Source organism: Roseofilum reptotaenium CS-1145 (assembly GCF_028330985.1).
GTDB classification, from domain to species: Bacteria; Cyanobacteriota; Cyanobacteriia; order Cyanobacteriales; family Desertifilaceae; genus Roseofilum; species Roseofilum reptotaenium.
The window spans coordinates 1-22,721 of sequence record NZ_JAQMUE010000045.1; the positions used below are offsets into that span (position 1 = coordinate 1).

Sequence of the window (22,721 nt, forward strand, 5' to 3'; positions counted from 1 at the left end):
AATAATCTGCTCTTCTAACCTAAGTTTAGCTTCCCTACCTCCTCCCGCTTTTATGAGTCTAGGTTTTTCTTTTTTCTTTTCCTGATATTTCTGTTTTCCTATCTGAGTTAAACTCTCCAGTTGCTCGGCATTAATCCCTAATACTCTTTGGGTTTCCTGGGGATATTGTCGCAGAAACGCGTCAATATTGCTCATGATTTTATCTTCGGCAAAATTGAATTATAACATACTTTTTACTCTAGTATTATTTTTAGGAGATGTCTAATTAATAATCCCTTGAATTTTATCCAAGGTAATATCAAGTATGCGATTGAACATATTCAGAATTTACTCGGCCATTTAGTCCTGTATGAAGAGCAATATCAACCGACACCTGATATTGAAGAAAATGCTGAGAAAATCGAGTTGGAGTTCTTGATGGAAGACCTTCCCAAGCTGATCAAATCTATGGAGGAAGGGGTAAAGCGCATGAGGAATATCAGTACATCTTTACGAACCTTTTCTCGCACAGATACCAATGAAAGAAACGATTTTAATCTGCACGAGGGTCTCGATAGCACTATAGCGCTTCGCGCTAGGGAATAGGGAATAGGCAATAGGGAATAGGCAATAGCTTGTATAGCTTAGGTTCTAAGGTTTCAAGCTGTACCTCATAGAAGAGAGAAACGCTATATTGTAAGAATTGCCGATAATGGGACGGGAATGCCAGACGAAGTCAAAGCACACATTTTCGAGCAAGGATTTACGACCAAAAAAGTCGGACAAGGAACCGGTTTGGGCCTGGCGATCGCGCACCAAATTGTGGTCGCAACCCATGGAGGAACTCTAACGGTTGACTCTGAGCTGGGTCAGGGAACACAATTTGGCATTCACTTGCCTATCTAGCTATACTGTTTGATTATAACCAGTATCCAGCGCTATATGATGCACTAAAAGCTATATTGTTGCTTAGAATAAGCGATCGCCTGCAAGAATCAAAATCGACTGATTCATTTAATCGCCCAAGACCGCAGGCAAAAGAGATTCAATAGAAGATGGGTGCTAGGTTTGAGCATTTAAAGAGTCTCCTAATATGGCACTTCGCACTCTAGGAATAGGCAGTAGCTTGTATTACTTAGGGTCTGAGGCTTCAAGCTGTACTTTATAGCAAAGAGAATCGAACTGTTAACAAGACAACTACCTTTTAAATCCCAGGATGCGATGGAATTAGTCCACTGAGAGGGAATTAGTAAAACATCGGCAAATATTCAGACGATTACTCTAACCGCACTCCCCCAAAGAAAGATTAATCGTCTGGTAGCAGATACCCTGAGTTGCAACCTTGACTTAGCTAAACCGTTGACAGAATTGGTGTATCAAAAAACTAAAGGGAATCCCTTTTTTACCAATCAATTTCTGAAATCCCTGCATGAGGATGGGTGGATTGAGTTTAACTTCGAGATCGGTTATTGGCAGTGTGACATTACTAAAGTACGAGAACTGTCTTTAACGGATGATGTCGTAGAATTTATGGCAGCAAGGCTAGAGAAGTTACCCGAAGAAACTCAGACGGTTTTAAAGTTAGCTGCTTGCATTGGTAGCTCATTCGATTTGGGGACTTTAGCAATTGTCACCCAACAATCTCAAGCTGATGCTTTCCTAAATGATTTAAGCAAACAAGCGCGATTCGTCTCCGATATTTATCTGATACGATACCAACCTCAAAGTATCCTCTGTATGCCCTTACTCGATCGGGGTCAACTCCGGGGGATTTTATATCTGGAAAATCAGGTTACCCCTGGGGCATTTACTAGTGATCGCCTCGAACTACTCAATGTTATCGCCGCCCAAGCAATCATCTCTTTACAAAATGCCAGACTCTATCAAGATCTGGAAAATTCCAACCAGACATTAGAGCAAAAAGTTGCTGAACCAGAACTCGGTGAAGGAACACAGTTCTGCATCGGTTTGCCTGTCAACAATCACCTGGGTGGACATGAGTTAAGTTTTGATAATGACTAGCACCGGGCGCTATATAATGCATTAAAAGCAATGCCAAAAGTGCGATCGCTCATGCCTGAATCTTCTGTTTCTCCTGCTTCCTTAACTTTTGCTGTCAGCTTAGATGCGGCTCCTTCAGAGGGGACTCCGGATCAACCCGTTGATGCTGTGGCTTCAGAACCGCCTGCACTCCTCCAAGAAACTCCACAGCAAGAGGTTCAACCTCTAGAGGGGGTTGCCGAGGGAAGCCAAGGTGCAGAATTTGACCCAGAGTCGTCCCCGGAACAGCGCTCGCTCAAAGATATTCCGGTAAAGTTGAAATCCCAAGATACTCATTTTAAGTTGATTTTACCCCCAGAGGGAGAATTAAGTTGTACTTGGACGGAGTTGTTTCAACAAATTCAGGTGTTGCTCAAAGGCAGCGATCGCCTGCGAGAATCGAATGTACCGGTTCATTTAATCGCCGAAGACCGTTTATTGGATATGCGCCAACTTCAGGCGATCGCTGATATCCTGAAACAATCCCAACTTCAATTAGAACAGGTGGAAACTCAACGCCGCCAAACTGCTGTAGCAGCCGCCACCTGTGGCTATTCGGTGCAACAGGTTACCCGCACCGATCCCCTCAAGTCGGCTCCCTCCCAACCCCTACAACTGCAAGAAGAACCCCTCTATTTACAGACGACGTTGCGATCGGGTGTGGAAATTCGCCATAAAGGAACTGTAATTATCCAAGGGGATGTTAATCCTGGAGCCTCTATTGTTGCCGATGGTGATATCCTGATCTGGGGAAGACTGCGAGGAGTTGCTCATGCAGGAGCAATCGGGAACCCAGAATGTGTGATCATGGCTTTAGATATGGAGCCGACTCAAGTCCGCATTGCCGGTCAAGTTGCCAGAGCACCCCAACATTCCTTGCCTAAACCTTATCCAGAGGTCGCCTACGCCACCCCCGAAGGCATTCGCATTGCTGGAGCTATGGATTTTCAGAAAGTCCGTCAAGCTCTAGCCGATGAACAACCAGAACTTTAATTAATGTTACAACTCTCAAGGGTCGTTCTAGTCTCAAACTCTTACAATTTATTGTTAAATTGAAATCGCATTTCTTATTAATTGAAACTGGAAAGTGACAGAAGAGGAATTAGCAGGAGAGAAGTCGATCAATAGATGTATAACTTTGCTCCTGCGTAACTCACTAAACCGACTTACAGACACTTGTTTCTTCTAGATCGATAATGATGTCGCGATCGCCATCATTAGAAATATGGTTCCGATCAAGATAAGCTTTGGGGATAGCGTTTCATTGACCAATACTGGCGATCGGCAAACATTCCTTGGTGAACCACTTCAAACCCATGTCGCTCATAGAACCGTACGGCTCCGGGAGTAGTCGTTTCTAAATAACAAGGCATCTTGGTGCGATCTGATTCTTCCAAGATTGGCTGAAGCAGCATTCCTCCAATTCCTTGTCCTTGGCATTTTGGCGAAACGCCTAGCATTCCTAAATACCAATGAGGTTCTGGAGAAAGCTGGTCATGCATTTGAATCTGCGTGTTGAAGAATGCCACAAATTCCTGTATCCGACTCCAACGCATATACAATGGACTGATCATGAGTCCCGAGGTTAGCACCTGCCAGAGCTGTGGCAGCGAAATGTCAAATGCTTCTGGAGGCAAACAAATGGCGACTCCTTTGGGATCGTCAGCAGTAGTATAAATGTGACCGTATAGCTGCGCGAAGTTGAGAAAGGATCGGCTAAAGTGCTGAAGCGCCCTTTTCTTGGCTACCGTTTCTTCCGGCAAAAAGTAACCGATCATAGGATCTTGGCTGAATGCGGCTGCAAGATACTCTGATGCAATTGTAAAATCGGATGGTTTCAGAGGAACAATATCCGCATTCACGATCGCTTTTGCCGGACTTTGAGTTGCGTCTTGCATGTGATGACCTTGCATGAAAAATCTCCTTAAAATTGGATTGAAACGATATGGAACTTCCCAAAATCAGCAAGTCAGTTGACTGTTAGAGGTTGTCAATATTGACTTAATCGGTCGATGGAAGAGAGCGCGTCATCGTTAATAAGGTTTCCACAACGCGATCGCGCATTTCTGCATGGGGTACAAGCATTTGAAAGACTTCTGAAAACCACAGTCCATCAATAGCTAACTGAATAATCCTGGCCTGTACTGGATCGAGTCCGTCGGCTTCAAGATGTTGATTAAACCGCTCTTCATAAGCTGCAAAATACTGCAATAGTTCAGGTGGTATTTCGACAAGGATGGATGATAAACGGGCGAACAAGGCAAGGGATTCTTGACTTATTCGTTCCGTAGAACGGACATAAGCTCTGAGCCACTGTCCCGGCGTTCCCGGTGCATCATCTTGTTCAAACTCATGCTGTAGAGCTGCTTCAAAATTTTGCAGCAGTTGCTCACCCAAATTAATAATCAATGCATTCTTATTCGGAAAGTGATAGAGCAATCCTCCTTTGCTAACTTCTGCTTGTCGAGCAACTGCATCAAGGGTTAATGCTTCCACACCCTTATTCAGGATGACTTGACTCGCAGCGTGCAAAATTTTTTCACGAGTTGCCAATCGCGCTTTTGACTTTTGATCGGCTGCCATAGCAATAGCCTCAAAATCGGGTGTGGACAATATATGTAATTCACTCTTTTATAGGCAAGCCGCACTGGGTTAAAGGCTGGATTACCAATAGCAAGAATTCATTTATAAATTTACTATACCGTCCAGACGGTATGGTGTTAAGTCTTTTTAGAAATGAATGGCTCCAGACTCAAGGAAGGGCAAGGCAGCAATACTCAAAGTCAAACGTAGCCTTAGATTCAAGGTGAAGGATTGCTCAATGAAGCTTTTCATCCCCGGAGAAATAATCGTTTTTATTAGAGGAAAGAAGACGGATATTACCCGTCCTCATTTTGTGGATGATTCCTTGTGATACGATATTGATTAATAGTTATGTTCTCAGAAAAAATGGTAAAAGGTAGCTGTCTTTGTGGTCAGATTGAATACGAAGTAGAACTCATTCCGGAAAAAACATTCAACTGTCACTGTTCTTTCTGTAGAAAGGCTCATGGTTCTGCATTTGCTACGCTGACTTTTGGCAAAGGAGATACACTTAAAATCACAAAAGGTGAAAATTTACTAAAAGAACACAAAAATGATTTGGGTGGATTTAGAGCATTTTGCTCGCACTGCGGAACAAGGCTAATGAATTATGCCCAAGATAAATCGATATATCTAAGTATTGTTCTTTCCACAGTAGATACATATATAGACTTTCGTCCTTCGGCTCATGTAAATATTGAGTCTAAAGCAACTTGGCATGATCCCTATGAGGGTATCCCATCGTTTCAACAGTTACCCGATGGAATTTTATGAGCAAGGCACAACCATAATCAATTCCTCCAGCTCAAGCAAATAGGGTATCCTGGGGCTAAATCTTCGAGTGAGGAAATAGCAAAATGAGCCATCCGATACGGTGTAGATGTGGTTGTCTTCAGGGGAGTGTTGCCAATGTTAATCGTGCTAATCGGGTTATTTGTTATTGTCGGGACTGTCAGGCATTTGCTCACTTCTTAGGGAGAAGTAGTGAAATTCTCGATCATCAGGGTGGAACAGACATCATTCAGACGCTCCCCAAAAATGTCTCTTTGACTCAAGGGACTGAAGTCTTAGCCTGTATGCGCCTTACGGAAACCGGCCTGTTGCGTTGGTATACTAGCTGTTGCAAAACACCAATTGGAAATACCCTCCCAAGCTATAAGATGTCTTTCGTTGGTCTTGTCCATAACTGTTTAGAATCGTCTGAAGTAACACTGGATAATTCCTTTGGTCGAGTATGCAGCTACGTTCACACCAAATCTGCCAAAGGGGAGCCAAAACCAAAGCCAGTAGGGCTTGTCGCAACGATCGCCCGAAATATGGCTAGAATTTTGAGGGCACGAATTGATGGCAGCTACAAACAGACTCCTTTCTTTTCGGCTGACTCCGAAATGCCCACAGTCAACCCAAAACTACTGAGCGATCGAGAATACCAGGACGTTATGAATGAGATCTAACCTAACAAATCGAAAAAAACCCGAGTCTCCCCTGTCTTACAGCAGCTTTACAACCCTTGCCAGCATCCAAAACATCTTTGGACTTGAGCGTGACGAAAACCCAAATCTGTTTACCCAAACCCCACCTCGTCAGCCTAGCGATCGCCTCGCGATGGGCTAAGGTTATTTGGTACTCTGGTCTACTAAAGACGAGTTGGGGAGGAGAAGAACCTTGAGATTGGTGATTTTGGGCGGCCCGGGTGCGGGGAAAAGTACACAAGCAAGGGGTTTGTGCGATCGCTTCCAGATTCCGTTAGTGTCCATGGGAGCAATTCTGAAAAGGGCGATCGCCGAGCAAACCGAATTAGGTGTACAATGCCAACCCTATGTAGAACGGGCAGAATTTGTACCCGATCCGATTTTAATTACTTTTATCCGCGATCGCCTCCTACAAGCCGATACCAGCACTGGATGGCTCCTAGAAGGTTATCCTCGCACCGCATTCCAAGCCGAAGAACTCGATTTTTTACTTGATGAGCTACAGCAACAACTCAACTGGGCTATCTTCCTAGATACCTCAGAACCAGTAATGATGGAAAGGCGGTTAGCCATGGGTGAATCTGAAGATCTGCCCCACTTAATCGAACGACGGATTGAACTGTTTCAAACTCGGACTGTCCCCATTCTGGATTATTATGACAAACGTCAGCGACTACTCACCGTCGATGGGAATCAATCCCAAGACCAAGTGCTGGCCGAACTGCAAACTCGACTGATAGCAAATTCCAGGGAACATTAAGATATTATGGCTCTACCCCGTCCTGATGGTCGTCAACCGGATCAGCTCCGTCCCATTCGGTTTGAACGCGGTTTCACCAAGTTTGCTTGGGGTTCAGTCCTCACCAGTTTTGGCGATACTCAAGTCTTGTGTACCGTATCTGTACAAGAGAGTGTACCCAAATTTTTAGAAGGAACGGGGAAAGGATGGCTCACCGCAGAATATCGAATGCTTCCCAACGCCACCCCCCAGCGCCACCCCAGGGAACTCTTGAAATTATCAGGACGCACACAAGAAATTCAACGGTTAATTGGACGCAGTTTAAGAGCATCTTTGGACTTAGAACAGTTAGGTGAGCGCACCCTAACCGTCGATGCTGATGTCCTGCAAGCAGATGCAGGCACTCGTACCGCCTCCATTACTGGGGGATATGTGGCTGTAGTAGATGCCATTAATCAATTACTAGCACAAGGTAAATTAACCCAGTCTCCTTTACGTCATCGAGTCGCGGCTGTCTCTGTTGGATTACTCGAAGGCGAACCCTATTTAGACTTGTGCTACGAAGAAGATGTCATTGCCCAAGTCGATTTTAACGTGGTTATGAACGATCGCCTAGAGGCGATCGAAGTCCAAGGAACCGCCGAACAGGGCAGCTTTAACCGTCACCAACTCAATCAGATGCTAGATAGGGCAGAAGTAGGAATTGAGCAACTCTTGAGTGCTCAACAGGATGCTCTTTCTTGAGCTAAATAGGGAGACATAGAGAACCGTCATTACCCATTACCCATTCCTATTACCCCCCGATCAAACACTTGATGATCCGTACCTATTGCTTGGACAAGGATGCGATCCTCATAGACCTCATAGGCGGCAAAACTCAGACGAGAAGCAGAATGGGCTGTCCATGCTGAACGACCGACATCCCGCACTCCTGCCCCTGCTCCACAGATGAGGTAGGTTGTACCATTAATCGCATACGTTCGTTCATAGACATGCTCGTGGCCATTAATATACAGTTGTACCCCATATTTTTGAAATAAGGGCGTGAGAGTTTCAATTAATTTGGTGTTTAATCCATAGTGAGCAGAAGAATAGATTTGGTGATGGCCAAACACAATTTTCCAAGGAGCATCGGATTGGCTTAACTCTTGCTCTAACCAAGCCAATTGGTTTACCCAGTCCGCATTAGAATTGGTATCTAAAGCCCAAAACTGTACACTGCCCCGACGGAAACTGTAGTAGCGTTTTCCTCCCATATTGAACAGAGGATATTGGGTTTGAGGAACACCATTATCCGTGCGAATATCGTGATTTCCTAAACAGGCGTAAAAGGGAACACCCTGTTCAAGCAAGAGGCGATAAGGGTCTTCAAAAACGGCTTTAATTTTTTCAATTTCACCATTGTTGTAAATATTATCTCCCGCTAAAACCACTAATTCACAGGGGAATTGTTGGGCGTACTGAACCATTGCTGAGGACACTGCATATTGACCCTCGGCCCCAGTTCCGGTATCAGCAACAGACATAAACCGCAGCAAAGGAGAACCTCCATCTGGAAAGGTTAGATGATTCTTGGAGATATCAGTTTTTAAGGAGGGTTGAAAGGGATTAGCTATCATCCCTTTACCAATTACCCATCCGAAGGCAATTCCGGCTGCCCAACGCAGGAGTTCACGACGTTTCATCTTCATTACGGTTTGAGTTTATCTATATACTAAGTTAGAGAGACCGTATCGCTTTACGGGCTTTATACTTAAGGCTAACTATAATGTAGCTCACATAATATTCCTTTCTAGAGAATGCCTAAGAATTCAATTCAAGAAGTGGGTGAAATCCTGTAAATGTGAGAACTCAGAGTATGTCAAGCTTTTCACATACCCCATTAGAAGAGAATGCTCCAGAGTCGAATGGCGATCGCTTTTTAATCTGTGGTTTAGGTCGTCTCGGTCAAGAATGTGCGATCGCCTTGAAAAACTTTGGAGTCGTTGTCCGTGCTATTGAACAAAGTCCTCCTGCTCAGTGGGAATTATCTACAGTTCCTGAATTATTAGATACCTTGATTGTAGGAGATTGTCGGCAACTGCATATTCTTGAACAGGCTCAAATTCAAACCTGTCGAACTGTTTTAATTGTCACGAGTAATGAAGAAGTCAATGCCCAAACTGCTTTAGCGGTACGCCAATTGAATCCAAATGTCAGAATTGTTGTGCGTTCTGCCGCCCATAATTTGAATCAACTCTTGAGCGAACAGTTGGGTAACTTTTTTGCGGCTGAACCGACACAAATGATCGCTAGTGCTTTTGGTTTAGCCGGTTTAGGTGCAGAAACCTTGGGCTTTTTTGAGTTAGATGGCCAGAGTATACAGGTGATGAGTCATGAACTTGAAGAGGGTCATCGATGGTGTAATACGCGATCGCTTCAAGACATCAATACCACTAAGCGACGAGTTCTATTTTATCTTCCTAGACCGGGGAATCCCCAGAATGTGGTGAAACCAGGAGATACCATAGTTTATGTGGAAGTAGTAGAAAAATTTTCTCTAACTCACGATCGACAAGGCCCCAAATTCAGGAGACATTGGTCTGAGCAAGGAACGCTGCTGGAGCCGCTTTTGGTGAAAATATTATTAGTCTGTTTCGCTATCATCATCAAACAATTTTAGTTACGGAATATCAAATTGAAGTGATTGATACGTTACATGGATTACTAATTAGTGAAGTGGCTTATGGCTATGGGGTGGTGGTAGTCCTTCATCAAACCCCACCAGAGACGGCAACCTTGATGCCTTCTGACGATCTGCTGTTAGCAGTGGGCGATCGCATTGTGGTATTGTCTTCGATTGAAGGCTTAAAACGCATTGAACAAGGAACGATTGCCTCTCCGACTTGGCAGGTTCGCATCAATTCTGCACTGACTAAGGATTCGGCTTTTGATGGAGCTAATGTCATTTCTCGGATGTCTGGATATCGTTTAAGTGGCGCTCGTGAGTTGATGAATAACCTGCCCCAAATTTTACCGAAACCGCTCTATCTCCATCAAGCCGAGCGTTTAGTGCGAGAATTAAAGCGATCGCGAGTCAAAGCCGAATTAATCCAGCCCTTTTATCAACAGACTGGAGAATAGGGAATACTGGGTTTTTCTCTATTCCCTATTCCCTCTTCCCCATTCCCTAGCGCGAAGTGCTATAGTTGCACAACTTCCCTGGTACTGACATGATAGTAAGACACCTTTAATTCGTTTGAATTACCCTAAATCACAAAAATATGGCAGAAATCCAGTTAACCAAAGGAATCACAGAAAAAGATGTTCCTGAAGTACGTCTGACCCGTGCTAGAGATAAAAGTAGTGGTACAGCAACATTTATTTTTTCCGATCCCACCGTTTTTAAGGAAGGCAATACTGATGAAGTCACTGGGTTACATCTGATTGATGAAGAAGGGGAAATCGTCAGTCGGGAAGTAAAAGCTAAGTTTATTGACGGTAAACCCACGACTGTAGAAGCCTTGTATGTGATGGAAGGAGAGGCGAAGTGGGATCGGTTTATGCGCTTTATGGAACGTTACGCCAAAGATCATGGTTTAGGCTTTCAGAAAGCATAGAACGATCTGGGACGAGGTAGGATGGCAGGATACCGCATTCGATTAGCGAAGGATAAGGGAGAGTTAGTCAAGCGGTTGGTTGAATCTAACGAAGATAATGCACCGTTTGAAACCTATGCAGATGTGGTGATGTTTGCGGCTACTCTGGGATATCACCGTAATCAAGCGGTTCCCCTGAATGATGTTATTGCTAAGGAACCCGCTCCCATTGCCTGGGAGATTTTTCGATCGCGGGGATACGATCTCACCATTCGCCTATTGGCGATCGCCAAAACTGAGGACGTTAGCGTGCTTTCCCTGTCTTCTGAAGAGGCGATCGCCAGTCAAATTCAAATCCTCGAAGACTATGCCAATGGGGGGCTACAAATCCTACAAGATGAGTTGCGCGGCATCATTGATATTACTCATCATCTCCCCCTGATGTTGCTCAAACACCAGCATCCCCAAGAATCCACCCCGGAATTCGATTTACGGCAATTTTTATAATTTAGGGAATAGGGAATAGGGAAAACTACGTTTTACTGTTTTCTTTGCAAGTCTATAAATAATTAATAGCCTCGTTAGGAGAGATATAGTCATTTTAATTAAGATTGACACACCAAGATTTATCTACAACAACGGTATCTGCAGGGGCGAACGGCCGTTCGCCCCTACAACCATGTCCCATCCTTAATTACAACAACTATAAGGAGCTTAAGCCCCTTGTTATATTACCCTTCTAATGTTCAAAAGCTTGTAAAACAAGACTTTTTCCTAGCCTGAAGCGCTATAAGCACTGCTTCATCAAGAAATAATTAACCTAAGTTTCCACTAAAACTGGTAACTCTGTCTCCTTCTTCGAGCGTTTCAAAAGCGCTGTTTCACTCGGTATTCTCGGTTTAGAAGCCAACTTGAGAAACTCTAGCATTTTAATAAATGCATAAGTAGGATCGGGCAGATAAATTACCTTATCTTCACGGAGCATAATGCCATGGCGACTTGAGGAAGGAAACGCATGATGAAGATTATGCCAGCCTTCCCCTAACGTGAGAAACGCCACCCAGCCATTATTGCGGCTCAAATCATTGGTTTCAAAGTATTCAGAGCCGGTAATATGGCAAAATGAATTCACTGTTTGTACCCCATGGAAAAGTAAGGTGGTACTCAGGAAAAACGCACCCAAATATTCCCAGCCACCGATCGCATAAGAAACGACTCCTAGGGCAACCAGAGGCAGAAAATGTAAGCGATCGAGTATCCTTAAGGGAAGATTATTTTCCACATCACTCGGTAGTTGAGTAGGGAAGAACTTTTTAGAGAGCAACCATCCCCCTTGAGACCAATAAAATCCACGCATTCCCTTATAGGGTGCATGGGGAGAGTGGGGATCGAGGTCTTGTTCGGCATATTGATGATGACAGAGATGGTGAGCTTTCCACCAACTTGGGCCCATTTGTCCAGCCGATGCACCGACTATACATCCTAACCAGAGAATAAAAGGATGAGCTTGATAGCTTTTGTGGGTAAGCAGTCGATGGTAAATGCCTGTCGTAGCCAGCATTCGGATGAAATATAAAAAAATAATCCAGGCGATCGCACCCCAAGATAAGCCAGTGAGTAAAACCATGAACGATCCAATATGACTAACGATAATCAATATTGGCCCGATAACATACGAAACCTTTGTAAGTAGGGAGTAATTCGGCATTGTATTGTTGTAGTATCCTTTGTTCAACTCCTGACCAAACCTAACGATATCACACCCTTCTTCTGAAGGAGATACTCCCAGCACTCCAGAGAGTCCAGATGCGGGTCAGTCAACAAGATATAACAGTAATAGGAGCCATCTCTGGGAACTCATTTTCCAGATATATAGCACTTCTCTCTTCTGGAGGAGTACAGCTTGAAGCCTTAGACCCTAAGCCATACAAGCTATTCCCTATTCTTTAGCACAAAGTGCTATATAGCGTTTTCTCATGACCCATTACCCCTTACCAGCGCAAAGCGCTCTCTACCATGTTTCAGCCTTTTTCTAAAACCTTAATCTACCTGAGCTGCTATGCGGCCGTTTTAACTGGAGCCTTCTCTGTCCCCCAAGCTTCTGCCCAACTGCCCACAGATCCCAATTTTGAACCTCCCCCTGGTGCTGGGAGACCTAATGAAACCGTAGGTGGAGGGAGTCGCCTTTTAGAAGAAGTGCTACAAATTGACTTTGAACCGCCTCCAGGTCAAGGGGCACCCCGTGAAACAGTTGGTGGAGCCAGTCGAGGCCCTAAATGTTTACCCCATGAAATGCCAGTGACCGTATTAGTCCCCAAAACAATTCAAGGCATTAAGTATGGCTTAACCGTCGATCCTTCTCCTGACTTTTTTGTTTATATCCCGGACACGGTGGCCACTCAAATTGAATTTATTGTCACGGATAATCAGCCTTATCCCAATGGACAAATTATTGATGAGCGGGTGATTGATATTCCTCAGAAACCGGGAATTATAAGAATTCCCTTGGAAGGGAACTTAGAAAATGACCAATATTATGAATGGGCAATTTACGTACAATGTCCCCAAGTTACTCCAGGCAGTGAACCCTCCTTTGCTTTTCCGTCTTCCGGATGGATCAAAAAAATTGCAGTGGATGAAACCCTCCAGCAAAAAGTAGAGGCTTCTTCAGTTATGGAAATGATACTCACCTATGCTGAAGAAGGGATTTGGTTCGACACCTTGAGTATTTTATATGAACAATTGGAAAAGGATCCAAATAATGATAAATTGCAAAAAACCTGGAAGCATTTATTGCAAGATCAAATCACTGATATTGACCCCTTAATTCTAGATTCTTCAATCGTTGATTGTTGTCAGTCTTAGTCCTCTGGCTATATATGTGGAAAAAAATCCAACAAAATTGGGAAGAATGGAGAGGGGTTATTCTGATTTCTCCGAGCATAGCATTAGCGGTTATTGGATTGCGAATGTTCGGAGTATTCCAACTGTTAGAATGGGCAGCATTAGACCAATTTTTCCGCTGGCGACCCATAGAACCGATGGATGAAAGAATTGTAATTGTAGGCATTACCGAATCGGATATTCAGCAAATGCAAAAATGGCCCCTATCCGATCGAGTTTTGACTCAATTAATTGAGAAAATCCAGTCCCAACATCCTAGGGCGATCGGCTTGGATCTGTATCGAGATTTGCCCGTAGAACCGGGTTATCAGCAGTTTGTGGAGGTCGCGAGAAATACCCCAAACTTAATTGGGATTGCCAAAATTGAGGGCGATCGCCTGGGAGAGTCGGTGGCTTCTTCCCCAGTTTTAGAGGAACTCAATCAAGTTTCAGCAGCCGATTTGATTCTCGATGGTGATGGCAAAATTAGACGGATGTTATTGTCAGTTCGCGATAGTGGCGGTAAAACGTTTTATGGATTGGGGACTCGATTGGCTTTGGATTACCTGCAAGACGAGGGCGTTAAATTAGAGATGCTCGATGCCCACAGGGGTAAGGTAGGCTTGGGAAAAGCTATTTTTAGCCCCCTCCAACCGAATGATGGCGGATATGTGAATGCAGATACCGGAGGCTATCAGATTATGTTAAATTTTCGCTCTCGGTTTTGTTTGCTTTCCCAGCAGCCTTGTCAATTATTTGAAACAGTAACTCTCAGTGATGTTTTAGACGATCGCCTCCCCCCCAATCTGATGCGCGATCGCATTGTCCTCATTGGTGGAAAAGCAGCAAGTCTCAATGACCGCTTCATTACCCCCTTTGGCTATAGTTTCCAAGAAGGGGGGATTCGTTCCGGGGTTGAACTTCATGCAGATCTTGCCAGTCACATCATTAGCGCAGCTTTAGATGGCCGTCCCCAAATCCAGTTTTGGTCAGAAATTGAAGAAGGACTTTGGATTGGATTTTGGTCAACTTGGGGAGCTATTTTAGGCTGGATTTTCTTGCGTATCCGTTGGAAAATGATCAGCGTGTTTTTCTGTAGTTTTGGCTTAACCTTAATCACGTATGGAGCATTTCTATTGGGTTGGTGGTTACCTGTTTTTCCTCCCTTAGTTGCACTATTCGGGGCAGCCATTTCAATTACAGCTTATATTGGCTTGTTAGAGCGCCACAACCGACAAACCATTATGCATTTATTTGAACGCCACGTCACACCTAAAATTGCCCAAGCTGTTTGGAGAGACCGACACCAACTGCTCAATGAAGGGAAACTAACGGGACGAAAACTGACGGCTACGGTTTTATTTACGGACTTGCAAGGTTTTACGACCATTAGCGAAAGTATAGACCCGGAAACCCTGATGGTTTGGTTAAATCAGTATATGAATGCCATGGTCAATATTGTCTTAAATCATGATGGGGTAGTGGATAAATTTATTGGCGATGCGGTGATGGCGGTTTTTGGGGTTCCTATTCCTAGCAATACTCCAGAGGCGATCGCCCAAGATGCCCAATTAGCGGTACAGTGTGCTGTAGAAATGGGGAAAAAACTGCGATCGCTCAACCGTGCTTGGAAAGCCTCCGGACTCCCGACTGTAGCCATGCGGGTGGGTATCGCTACTGGCGAAGTGGTCGCGGGTTCCCTCGGTTCTGACCAACGGATGAACTATACCACCATTGGCGATAGTGTTAATGTTGCGGCTCGTTTAGAAAGTTATGATAAAACCTTAGATGGCGGCTTATGTCGCATCCTGATTAGTGAAGAAACCTATGAAAAAATCAAGGGGCAATTTCCGACCCAGGCGATCGGATCGGTCTCCCTCAAAGGTCGCACCGCACCCGTTAAAATTTATCAAGTAATCGGTAGTAGGTAAGAGGTAAACTATTTTTCCTGGAAAAGATTTGTCGGTTGGGTAGAAGCGAAAAAACTTTGTCCCTACTCCCATCCTCTATTGCCTCTTCCTTACGCCATCGGGTTATTAATACCCACCCAGCGAGTTACGATATTACCCAACGTTGTACATAGTAATTTTGATGGTTGATTATGCATTTAGTGTCTAGAAAATGTTCTTTTCGACTCCGCTCAGGGAACATTTTATTTCTACTTTCCATTTCTCTTTTGGCCCTGTTCTTCAACTTTGCCGTACCCTCTGCACTGGCCCTCCAAGTGCCTCAGCCGGGAGCCAACAATTTTGTTACGAGTGCTGTGAATCAAGTTGGTCCAGCAGTCGTGCGGATTGATACGGAGCGTACCATTGTACGGAATATAGACCCCTTTATGACCGATCCCTTCTTTCAACGGTTTTTTGGTGAAGAGTTTTTTAATACTGCACCCCGTGAAGAACTGCAACGGGGCCAAGGCTCAGGATTTATCATCGACTCGAATGGGATTATTCTGACCAATGCCCATGTCGTTAGTGGTGCAGACCGCGTACAAGTGACTCTCAAAGATGGCCGCTCCTTTGAAGGCAACGTTTTGGGCACCGATCGGGTTACGGACTTAGCCGTCGTGGAAATTGACGACCCCCAAGGGCAATTACCGATGGCTCCCTTGGGAGATTCCGATCGCGTACAAGTCGGAGATTGGGCGATCGCCGTCGGCAACCCCCTAGGCTTAGATAACACCGTCACCCTCGGTATTATCAGCACCCTTAATCGCCCCTCTTCAGAAGTCGGCATTCCCGATAAACGGGTAGACTTTATCCAAACTGATGCCGCGATTAACCCCGGAAATTCCGGCGGCCCCCTGCTCAACGACCAAGGCGAAGTAATTGGAATTAATACCGCTATTCGCGCCAATGCCACCGGAATTGGATTTGCCATTCCGATTAATAAAGCCAAAGCCATTCAAGGACAACTCACGAAAGGAGAAAAAGTCGCCCATCCTTACATTGGCGTGCAAATTATCAACCTTACTCCAGAGTTAGCCAAAGAAAATAATAGCGATCCCAACGCTCCCTTATTTTTGCCCGAAATTGAAGGAATTTTAGTCATGAAAGTGATTCCAGATACTCCTGCGGCTGATGCGGGTTTACGTCGAGGGGATGTCATCATTGCTATTGATAATCAACCGATTAAAACAGCAGATGAATTGCAGCGCATAGTCGATCAAAGTGGTTTAGGTACGTCCTTGTCCATTCAGGTAAAACGGGGCAATCAGACCCGACAATTCCGGGTGAAAACGGCCCAGTTAGAAGAGGTCATGGAGAATTAATCTATTCCTCCTACAATAAATCAACAAGCTCCCTCTTCTGTCGCATTCCGAAAAGCTAAAGCTTTTCGGAATCTTATATCAATTTAAAATTGAAAATTTTAAATGGGTATGGGTTGGAGAAAATTGCCTCTAGCGACGCTAATATCAGGATCTACACTGTGAAAGATTTATTTAGAAATGTCCTAACCATAAAACGTAACACTATAATTCCCAATATGTCTATTCCCTATTCCCTGTCAGCCGCCTCATGGTCCCAGAATGGGAAAAGAGGGAGAGGGGATAAGCACAAAAACCTAGCTTTTTTGAAAAGATGCGCTATACTGTCCCAAACTGTTGACCGATGGTGGAAGTAAGCTGATGTCAGAACAAACCTGTCCCGTCTGTGGTGTCAAGATTCAAAAGATGGTCGGTAGCGATCGGGTTTTGTTTTCCTATGGGCCGCCAGCCACTCGCGACAAATTATGGCAAAAGGTTTGCCAGTATGTACAAAAACCCAGTTGTATTAACCAAGATCAAGCTAATAATCCTGCAAAATAGCTAAGTTAGTCAAATATCTCCTAACGGTTTGCTTCCGATAAAGGTAAACCGGTTCCACCCCGTTGGACTAAGACTAACTCGGCTCCAATACTAATGGCAATTTCTGCTGGTGTTAAGGCTCCAATATCCAATCCAATGGGGGCATAGATCCGATTGAGTTTATCTAAAGGAATGGGATAATCTGCGAGTGCTTTGTGGATTTTGTTCACCCGTTTAACCGATCCAATCATGCCAATATAGCGATGGGGGAGATTGTTCTGTAGCAAACTCGTTAGGGCTTCGAGGTCGTAATCATATCCACGAGTGACCATGGCGATATAAAGGGGATGATGATAAGGCCATTGGTCTAAAAGGGTGGTTATGGAATCGGTGCAAATCGCTAATGCAGAGGGGAAACGCTCAGGATTAGCCCATTGGGGGCGATCGTCTTGAATAACGACTTGAAAGCCTAATAATGTAGTAACTTGAGCGAGTTTTTCCCCCACATGACCTGCACCGATAATCAGGAGTAGGGGAGGAGGTTCAATCAAGTCGATAAATCCTGATTGTGGGGAGGGTTGGGGAGAGTTCAGGCTGAGAAGATGGGGAGAGAAACCGGGAGAAAAGGGGGTAAATAGACGCACCGTATGACCCTGATTGAGCCGATCTAGGATACGGGTGATTAACATGATCGCCGCTTCTCCGGACCATTTAGCCACCCACACCTGCATTTGCCCCCCACAAACCCCCTCGGTAACTCGCTGAACTGCACCGGATAGGTCAATGTTCACCTTCTGCGGATCGCCCGATGCTAAAACGTTCTCCATGGTGCTTAAAACCTTGGCTTCTCCCGCTCCTCCGCCAATGGTATCCAACAGCGTGCCATCGCCACAGAGCGCCATTTTCGCCCCCACTTCCCTCGGTACAGAGCCAGTTGTTTTGATGACTGTGGCGATCGCCACATCTTGGGTTTGCAAAGGCTTGAGTAACTGTTGATAAAATTGCAGTGACATAGCTGGGTGCTGAACTGCCCTTGGATGGTCTCTCTGGATTATATCGCCATTACCCATTACCCATTAATGACTATGATTGAAACTCTGCAAATTAATGCCCAACGTCTCCAGAGTTCCTTAGAAGAACTGGCGAAAATTGGTCAAAAGGGCGATCGCAGTATTTGTCGCCTTGCCTTTTCTGACGAAGATCTCCAAGCACGTGCCCTAGTGCGTCAGTGGATGGAAGAAGCAGGCATGAGAGTCCGAGTTGATAGTGCCGGAAACTTGCGCGGAACCTATCCCGGAAAACAGCCCCATCTTCCCGTCTTAGCCACCGGTTCCCATCTCGATACAGTCGTGTCTGGCGGTAAGTTTGACGGAGCATTGGGAGTCCTTGCTGGACTTGAAGTGGTTCGGGTTTTAAATGACCATCAACAACACTTCAATCATCCTCTAGAAGTCATTGTCTTAACTGATGAAGAAAGCACCATGATCGGTTGTAAAGCGATTTCTGGAAGGGCATCTTTAAATCCAGAAGACTATCAAACCAAAGTCAATCTTTCTATCATCGATGCCTTAGCTAAAGTGGGCGGTAATTGGCACACTTTAGCCGAAGCGAAACAAAGCCGCCAAGACATCGCCGCCTTTTTAGAGTTGCATGTCGAGCAAGGAGCCGTCCTAGAACAATTGGGTAAACAAATTGGGATTGTTCAAGGGATTGTTGGCCAACAACGCTATATCGTCACCGTTAAAGGTAGAGCTAACCATGCTGGAACCACACCGATGGGAATGCGTAAAGATGCCCTCACTGCTGCCGCTCGAATTGTCCTCGGAGTCGAACACTTAGCCGAATCGGCTCCTGGCGATCCAGTTGCTACGGTAGGCACACTGCAAGTGTTTCCCAATGCCCCTAATATTATTCCCAGCTTAGTTAAAATGACTGTCGATATTCGAGATTTGAATCAGCCAAGCCTCGACGGTTTAGTCGCTGACTTAACAATCCAATTAGAACAAATTTCGACGGCGACAGGAACTCAAATTACCATCGAACCCCTGCTGAACGTTCAAGCGACTCTCGCCTCTGCCAAAATTCAACAGCAGATCGCCAGTGTGTGCCAAGACTTAGGATTAAGCCATCTTTCCCTCCCTAGTCGCGCGAGTCATGATGCCCAAGAATTGGGACGCTGTACGGATATGGGGATGATTTTCGTGCCTTCTCAAGGGGGAATTAGCCATTCCGGAGAAGAGTATACTGGCGATCGCGATTGTCTGCAAGGAGCAAGGGTTTTATTGCATACTTTACTAAAATTGGATCAAGAATATTAGACATCTCCTAAAATTCTTATTGATCTCAAAGCAATGCGAAAGCAGCTTCCGAAGTTTCTGGAATTAGTGCTATAGCAGTGCAAAGGATAGTTAGGACATCTTCTGTTGCCTATTGCCTTCTCCACTGTGTAGCTACAAGGGGCGATCGCCCCATAAGATCGGTTACTATTCAGGAACGCGAACTTCTATCACACTGCCATTGAAGTTATACGTAAACCCTTCCAACTCTACAGGTGTGCCAATTTTGAGCTTACTATTGCCCAACACTACACCGCTATCAGTAATTTGGGCATTTCCAGTCAGAGTCATTAACATATCGAGGGAAAAACGACTCTGTTCTCTGGGATCTTCTAAGGCTTTGGCACTACCATCCGGTTGAGGAATAATAACCGGACGTTCTAAGCGTTCTACGGATTTAACGGTTACGCTTCCATAGGGTTGATTGCGGATAACAATATTGGTTGTCTGGCTTTCTTGGAATTCCTGAATCAAGGCTTCTGGAGTCCGTACACTTAACCCCCGAACAATAACATCGACTTCTACGGGTTTGGTGACTACTCCCACTTGGGCAACAGATCCAGAGGTTCCTGGATAGAAGAAAATGCCGAATAAGACTAGGCCGATGACGACGAGCGCGCCGAGATCGAGAATGGAGAATTTGCCAAATAACCGACCTTTTGAATCTAACAGTGCCATAGTGGAGATAGAAAGAAAACAGGATAATCTTGGCTCAGGATAGCATGGGCTAGGCAAAAGGTAATAGGTAATAGGTAATAGAGGATGAACTTTTGCTCAAGGGAGTGCCGGAGAATTAGAGGGTATTGTATAACGGAGGCAACTCCTGTAAGGTTTGATGCATATAGGCATCAAGTTCGGCGATCGCTATTTCTTTTGCTGATTCCGATACAAATGAACTCAGAAACGAGTTTTTCGCCAATTGATATAAGTCCTGTTGACTCAAGTTTAGGGCTTCATAGATAGCCATGAAGTTTTCTTGCACATAGCCCCCAAAGTAGGCTGGATCGTCCGAGTTAACGGTTACTCGTAAGCCGGCATCTAGTAATTGTTTGATGGGATGTTGCTCGAGGGTTTCAAAGACACCCAGCTCAATATTGGAGAGGGGACAAACCGTGAGGGGAATTTGCTGTTCTTTGAGCCATGCCATCAGTTTAGGGTCTTCTGGCGATCTCACTCCATGGTCAATGCGGGAGACTTTGAGTGAGTCGATCGCTTCCCAGATATACTCAGGAGGCCCTTCTTCTCCTGCGTGAGCAACAGTCAACAACCCATGCGCTCTGGCGCGATCGAAAACAGCAGTAAACTTAGAAGGGGGATGACCTCGTTCTGAAGAATCTAAACCCACCCCAACGATCCAATCTTGGTAAGGGAGTGCATCTTCTAGGGTTTTCATTGCATCTTCAGCGCTCAGATGACGTAAAAAACACAGAATTAGACCGGAAGATATGCCCAGTTGACTTTGACCATCGACCAAGGCTTGATGAATGCCAGCGATCGCAACTTCAAAAGCAATTCCCCGCTGGGTATGGGTTTGAGGGTCAAAGAAAATTTCCGTATGGCGTATGGTTTGCTTGTCGGCCCGTTGTAGATAAGCCCAGGTGAGGTCATAAAAGTCTTGCTCAGTACAGAGGACATTGGCTCCTGCATAGTAGAGATCCAGAAATGATTGTAAATCTTGGAATTGATAGGCCTGATGGGCAGCTTCTATGGAATTATAGGGAAGGGTCATCTGGTGGCGATCGGCTAAGGCAAACATTAATTCCGGTTCCAAAGATCCTTCAATATGAATATGTAATTCTGCTTTCGGTAACTCTCGAATCCAATCATTAATCACGATCAATACTCCTCTGTTATTCAGTAAGCATAGATACTAAAAACTCAATGGGTCAATGAGAGATTTTATCTATTCCACATTTTAGCAAATTGATCTAGATTTTGTCCGCTTAGATACATCCCAGTGATTTCGTCAATATAATCCATGATTTTTATCGAGTATTTCTATAGAGATCCTAGGGGTTTTACAACAGATCTGAAACGGAGAATGATATAATTACCTTTAATATTTTATGATCGTTTTTTTAGAAATCAAAAATGGACTTTGAGTTTCAGTTTGCCATTATCAGTGATTTACATATTGCCCTACCCCATACCATTTGGGATCATCCTAAGCGCTTCCATCTAGTGGAAATCAGTATTCCAGCCTTAGAGTTAGCCCTCGATCATCTCAGTCAATTGGATCTGGATTTTTTGCTCTTGCCAGGGGATTTAACTCAACATGGAGAGCCAGAAAATCATCAATGGTTAAAAGAGTGCCTTTCCCAGTTGCCCTATCCAGTTTATGTGATTCCAGGCAATCATGATATCCCGACTCAGTGGGGCAATGAAACCTCAATTAGTCGTGCTAAGTTTCCCACCTATTATCATCAATTTGGATATCACCAATCTCGACAAACCGATTATACCTGTGAACTCTTACCAGGTGTGCGTCTCATTGCTTTAGATTCTAATGAATTTGATGAAGACGGGAAACAATTCGGCTATGGGTATCTGAATGAAGCCCAGTTTGAATGGTTAGAGGATATTTTAGCAACTACGAGTGAACCCTTACGTTTGGTGATGATTCATCATAATGTGATTGAACATTTACCGGATCAGCGCACTCATTGTTTAGGCCAACGCTATATGTTAAAAAATGGGCCGCGCTTAATTAATGTATTGCAGGAATCAGGCATCAATTTAATGTTTACCGGTCATTTGCATGTTCAGGATATTGCCCAACAGGGTAATTTATATGAAATTACTACCGGATCTTTGGTGAGTTATCCCCATGCTTATCGAACCTTAAAAGTTACCTCGCAAGCTGAGGGAAAAACGAGAATGGAGATTCAATCCCATCAGATAAAAACCCTTCCCGGTTGGGAGAATTTAGGCGAATTTTCACGGGAATGGATGGGAGAGCGATCGCACCCATTTATGATGCGTCTATTAACCGGAGATCCTTGCAACTTAACGGAGGAAGACGCACAGCAATGGGTGGTTTCTCTGCGCTATTTTTGGGCAGATATTGCCCAAGGGGATACCCAGTTTCACTTTCCCCATTTTCCTGAAGATCTGCGAACCTACTTTGAGAGCTTTAGCGCCCAGCCCGATCTAGGGGATAATCACAGAGCGATCGAATTTTGAGAGTGTTCGATCGGATATAGCGCTTTGCGCTAGGGAATGGGCAATAGGAAATAGGAAATAGGCAATAGAAAGAAAGACGGTTGACTGAATATCAACCGTCTTAAGAATTAGCTAAAAATAGCAAGGTTCAGGCTTAAGCCA

Annotated in this window: 25 protein-coding genes and 2 pseudogenes; 19 read left to right on the forward strand and 8 right to left on the reverse strand. The window is 44.6% G+C overall.

The genetic code is table 11. From position 1 onward, the window contains the following. Positions 1–195: pseudogene (locus PN466_RS07505) on the reverse strand (helix-turn-helix domain-containing protein); the annotation flags it as partial. Between the two features lie 81 nt (positions 196–276). Here PN466_RS07505 and PN466_RS07510 point away from each other — a divergent pair. The 4 genes and pseudogenes from PN466_RS07510 to minC all read left to right on the forward strand — a co-directional run bounded on the left by PN466_RS07510 (position 277) and on the right by minC (position 3,012). After that, positions 277–585 (forward strand): hypothetical protein, encoded by a 309-nt coding sequence (locus tag PN466_RS07510; RefSeq protein WP_271938283.1) that lies wholly within the window; start codon positions 277–279, stop codon positions 583–585. An 87-nt stretch (positions 586–672) separates the two neighbouring features. Then, on the forward strand, positions 673–885 hold the full coding sequence (locus PN466_RS07515) for a sensor histidine kinase (protein WP_271938339.1): 213 nt from the start codon (positions 673–675) through the stop codon (positions 883–885). 339 nt (positions 886–1,224) lie between these two features. After that, positions 1,225–2,001, forward strand: a pseudogene (locus PN466_RS07520) (GAF domain-containing protein); the annotation flags it as partial. A 30-nt stretch (positions 2,002–2,031) separates the two neighbouring features. Then, positions 2,032–3,012 carry a septum site-determining protein MinC gene (minC, locus tag PN466_RS07525; protein WP_271938284.1) on the forward strand — a complete coding sequence of 327 codons (981 nt, stop codon included), beginning with the start codon at positions 2,032–2,034 and terminating at the stop codon, positions 3,010–3,012. Between the two features lie 242 nt (positions 3,013–3,254). On the opposite strand, the gene PN466_RS07530 is transcribed toward minC, so the two are convergent. Both PN466_RS07530 and PN466_RS07535 read right to left on the reverse strand, forming a co-directional pair. After that, positions 3,255–3,932 carry a GNAT family N-acetyltransferase gene (locus PN466_RS07530; protein ID WP_271938286.1) on the reverse strand — a complete coding sequence of 226 codons (678 nt, stop codon included), beginning with the start codon at positions 3,930–3,932 and terminating at the stop codon, positions 3,255–3,257. 88 nt (positions 3,933–4,020) lie between these two features. After that, a complete protein-coding gene (locus tag PN466_RS07535; RefSeq protein ID WP_271938288.1) occupies positions 4,021–4,602 on the reverse strand; it encodes a TetR/AcrR family transcriptional regulator in 582 nt (193 codons plus the stop codon). A gap of 351 nt (positions 4,603–4,953) precedes the next feature. On the opposite strand from PN466_RS07535, the gene PN466_RS07540 reads away from it, so the two are divergent. The 5 genes from PN466_RS07540 to rph all read left to right on the forward strand — a co-directional run bounded on the left by PN466_RS07540 (position 4,954) and on the right by rph (position 7,557). Further along, positions 4,954–5,376, forward strand: coding sequence for a GFA family protein (locus PN466_RS07540; RefSeq protein ID WP_271938290.1), 423 nt, complete (start codon positions 4,954–4,956; stop codon positions 5,374–5,376). Between the two features lie 83 nt (positions 5,377–5,459). Next, positions 5,460–6,056: a DUF6151 family protein gene (locus PN466_RS07545; protein WP_271938292.1), complete on the forward strand. Its 597-nt coding sequence runs from the start codon at positions 5,460–5,462 to the stop codon at positions 6,054–6,056. Further along, positions 6,046–6,216, forward strand: coding sequence for a hypothetical protein (locus tag PN466_RS07550; protein WP_271938294.1), 171 nt, complete (start codon positions 6,046–6,048; stop codon positions 6,214–6,216). Before PN466_RS07545 ends, PN466_RS07550 begins: the two co-directional genes overlap by 11 nt. 60 nt (positions 6,217–6,276) lie before the next feature. Then, a complete protein-coding gene (locus PN466_RS07555; protein ID WP_313898558.1) occupies positions 6,277–6,834 on the forward strand; it encodes a nucleoside monophosphate kinase in 558 nt (185 codons plus the stop codon). Positions 6,835–6,840: 6 nt separating this feature from the next. Beyond that, positions 6,841–7,557, forward strand: a complete 717-nt coding sequence (gene rph / locus PN466_RS07560) for a ribonuclease PH (protein ID WP_271938298.1) — start codon at positions 6,841–6,843, stop codon at positions 7,555–7,557. Between the two features lie 29 nt (positions 7,558–7,586). Here rph and PN466_RS07565 read toward each other — a convergent pair whose 3' ends face one another. Continuing rightward, positions 7,587–8,504, reverse strand: a complete 918-nt coding sequence (locus tag PN466_RS07565; protein ID WP_278003019.1) for a metallophosphoesterase family protein — start codon at positions 8,502–8,504, stop codon at positions 7,587–7,589. A gap of 167 nt (positions 8,505–8,671) precedes the next feature. Between PN466_RS07565 and PN466_RS25895 the strand changes: the two genes are divergently transcribed. The 4 genes from PN466_RS25895 (at position 8,672) to PN466_RS07585 (ending at position 10,898) form a co-directional block, all read left to right on the forward strand. Then, entirely contained in the window at positions 8,672–9,475 is an 804-nt protein-coding gene (locus PN466_RS25895; protein ID WP_271938302.1) for a potassium channel family protein, read from the forward strand. A gap of 20 nt (positions 9,476–9,495) precedes the next feature. Beyond that, complete coding sequence (locus PN466_RS25900) at positions 9,496–9,936, forward strand: hypothetical protein (RefSeq protein ID WP_271938304.1); 441 nt, start codon at positions 9,496–9,498, stop codon at positions 9,934–9,936. Between the two features lie 140 nt (positions 9,937–10,076). Further along, complete coding sequence (psb28, locus tag PN466_RS07580) at positions 10,077–10,412, forward strand: photosystem II reaction center protein Psb28 (RefSeq protein ID WP_271938305.1); 336 nt, start codon at positions 10,077–10,079, stop codon at positions 10,410–10,412. A 21-nt stretch (positions 10,413–10,433) separates the two neighbouring features. Then, a complete protein-coding gene (locus PN466_RS07585; RefSeq protein WP_271938307.1) occupies positions 10,434–10,898 on the forward strand; it encodes a DNA phosphorothioation-associated protein 4 in 465 nt (154 codons plus the stop codon). Positions 10,899–11,211: 313 nt separating this feature from the next. Here PN466_RS07585 and PN466_RS07590 read toward each other — a convergent pair whose 3' ends face one another. Then, positions 11,212–12,099 (reverse strand): acyl-CoA desaturase, encoded by an 888-nt coding sequence (locus PN466_RS07590; protein WP_278003020.1) that lies wholly within the window; start codon positions 12,097–12,099, stop codon positions 11,212–11,214. 308 nt (positions 12,100–12,407) lie between these two features. Between PN466_RS07590 and PN466_RS07595 the strand changes: the two genes are divergently transcribed. The 4 genes from PN466_RS07595 to PN466_RS07610 all read left to right on the forward strand — a co-directional run bounded on the left by PN466_RS07595 (position 12,408) and on the right by PN466_RS07610 (position 17,082). After that, positions 12,408–13,256: a DUF928 domain-containing protein gene (locus PN466_RS07595; protein WP_271938309.1), complete on the forward strand. Its 849-nt coding sequence runs from the start codon at positions 12,408–12,410 to the stop codon at positions 13,254–13,256. Positions 13,257–13,270: 14 nt separating this feature from the next. Next, positions 13,271–15,205 carry a CHASE2 domain-containing protein gene (locus PN466_RS07600; protein ID WP_271938311.1) on the forward strand — a complete coding sequence of 645 codons (1,935 nt, stop codon included), beginning with the start codon at positions 13,271–13,273 and terminating at the stop codon, positions 15,203–15,205. A 170-nt stretch (positions 15,206–15,375) separates the two neighbouring features. Beyond that, positions 15,376–16,545 (forward strand): HhoA/HhoB/HtrA family serine endopeptidase, encoded by a 1,170-nt coding sequence (locus PN466_RS07605; protein WP_271938313.1) that lies wholly within the window; start codon positions 15,376–15,378, stop codon positions 16,543–16,545. A gap of 357 nt (positions 16,546–16,902) precedes the next feature. Continuing rightward, positions 16,903–17,082: a hypothetical protein gene (locus tag PN466_RS07610; protein ID WP_271938315.1), complete on the forward strand. Its 180-nt coding sequence runs from the start codon at positions 16,903–16,905 to the stop codon at positions 17,080–17,082. A 20-nt stretch (positions 17,083–17,102) separates the two neighbouring features. Here the strand turns inward: PN466_RS07610 and PN466_RS07615 are convergent, their stop codons facing one another. Further along, positions 17,103–18,074 carry an XdhC family protein gene (locus tag PN466_RS07615; RefSeq protein ID WP_271938317.1) on the reverse strand — a complete coding sequence of 324 codons (972 nt, stop codon included), beginning with the start codon at positions 18,072–18,074 and terminating at the stop codon, positions 17,103–17,105. Positions 18,075–18,098: 24 nt separating this feature from the next. Between PN466_RS07615 and PN466_RS07620 the strand changes: the two genes are divergently transcribed. Continuing rightward, on the forward strand, positions 18,099–19,379 hold the full coding sequence (locus PN466_RS07620) for a Zn-dependent hydrolase (protein WP_271938318.1): 1,281 nt from the start codon (positions 18,099–18,101) through the stop codon (positions 19,377–19,379). A 165-nt stretch (positions 19,380–19,544) separates the two neighbouring features. On the opposite strand, the gene PN466_RS07625 is transcribed toward PN466_RS07620, so the two are convergent. Both PN466_RS07625 and PN466_RS07630 read right to left on the reverse strand, forming a co-directional pair. After that, on the reverse strand, positions 19,545–20,075 hold the full coding sequence (locus PN466_RS07625) for a DUF4330 domain-containing protein (RefSeq protein WP_271938320.1): 531 nt from the start codon (positions 20,073–20,075) through the stop codon (positions 19,545–19,547). A gap of 115 nt (positions 20,076–20,190) precedes the next feature. Beyond that, positions 20,191–21,228 (reverse strand): adenosine deaminase, encoded by a 1,038-nt coding sequence (locus tag PN466_RS07630; protein ID WP_390889981.1) that lies wholly within the window; start codon positions 21,226–21,228, stop codon positions 20,191–20,193. A gap of 260 nt (positions 21,229–21,488) precedes the next feature. Between PN466_RS07630 and PN466_RS07635 the strand changes: the two genes are divergently transcribed. Next, positions 21,489–22,580 (forward strand): metallophosphoesterase family protein, encoded by a 1,092-nt coding sequence (locus PN466_RS07635; RefSeq protein ID WP_271938323.1) that lies wholly within the window; start codon positions 21,489–21,491, stop codon positions 22,578–22,580. The last annotated feature ends 141 nt before the right edge of the window (positions 22,581–22,721 follow it).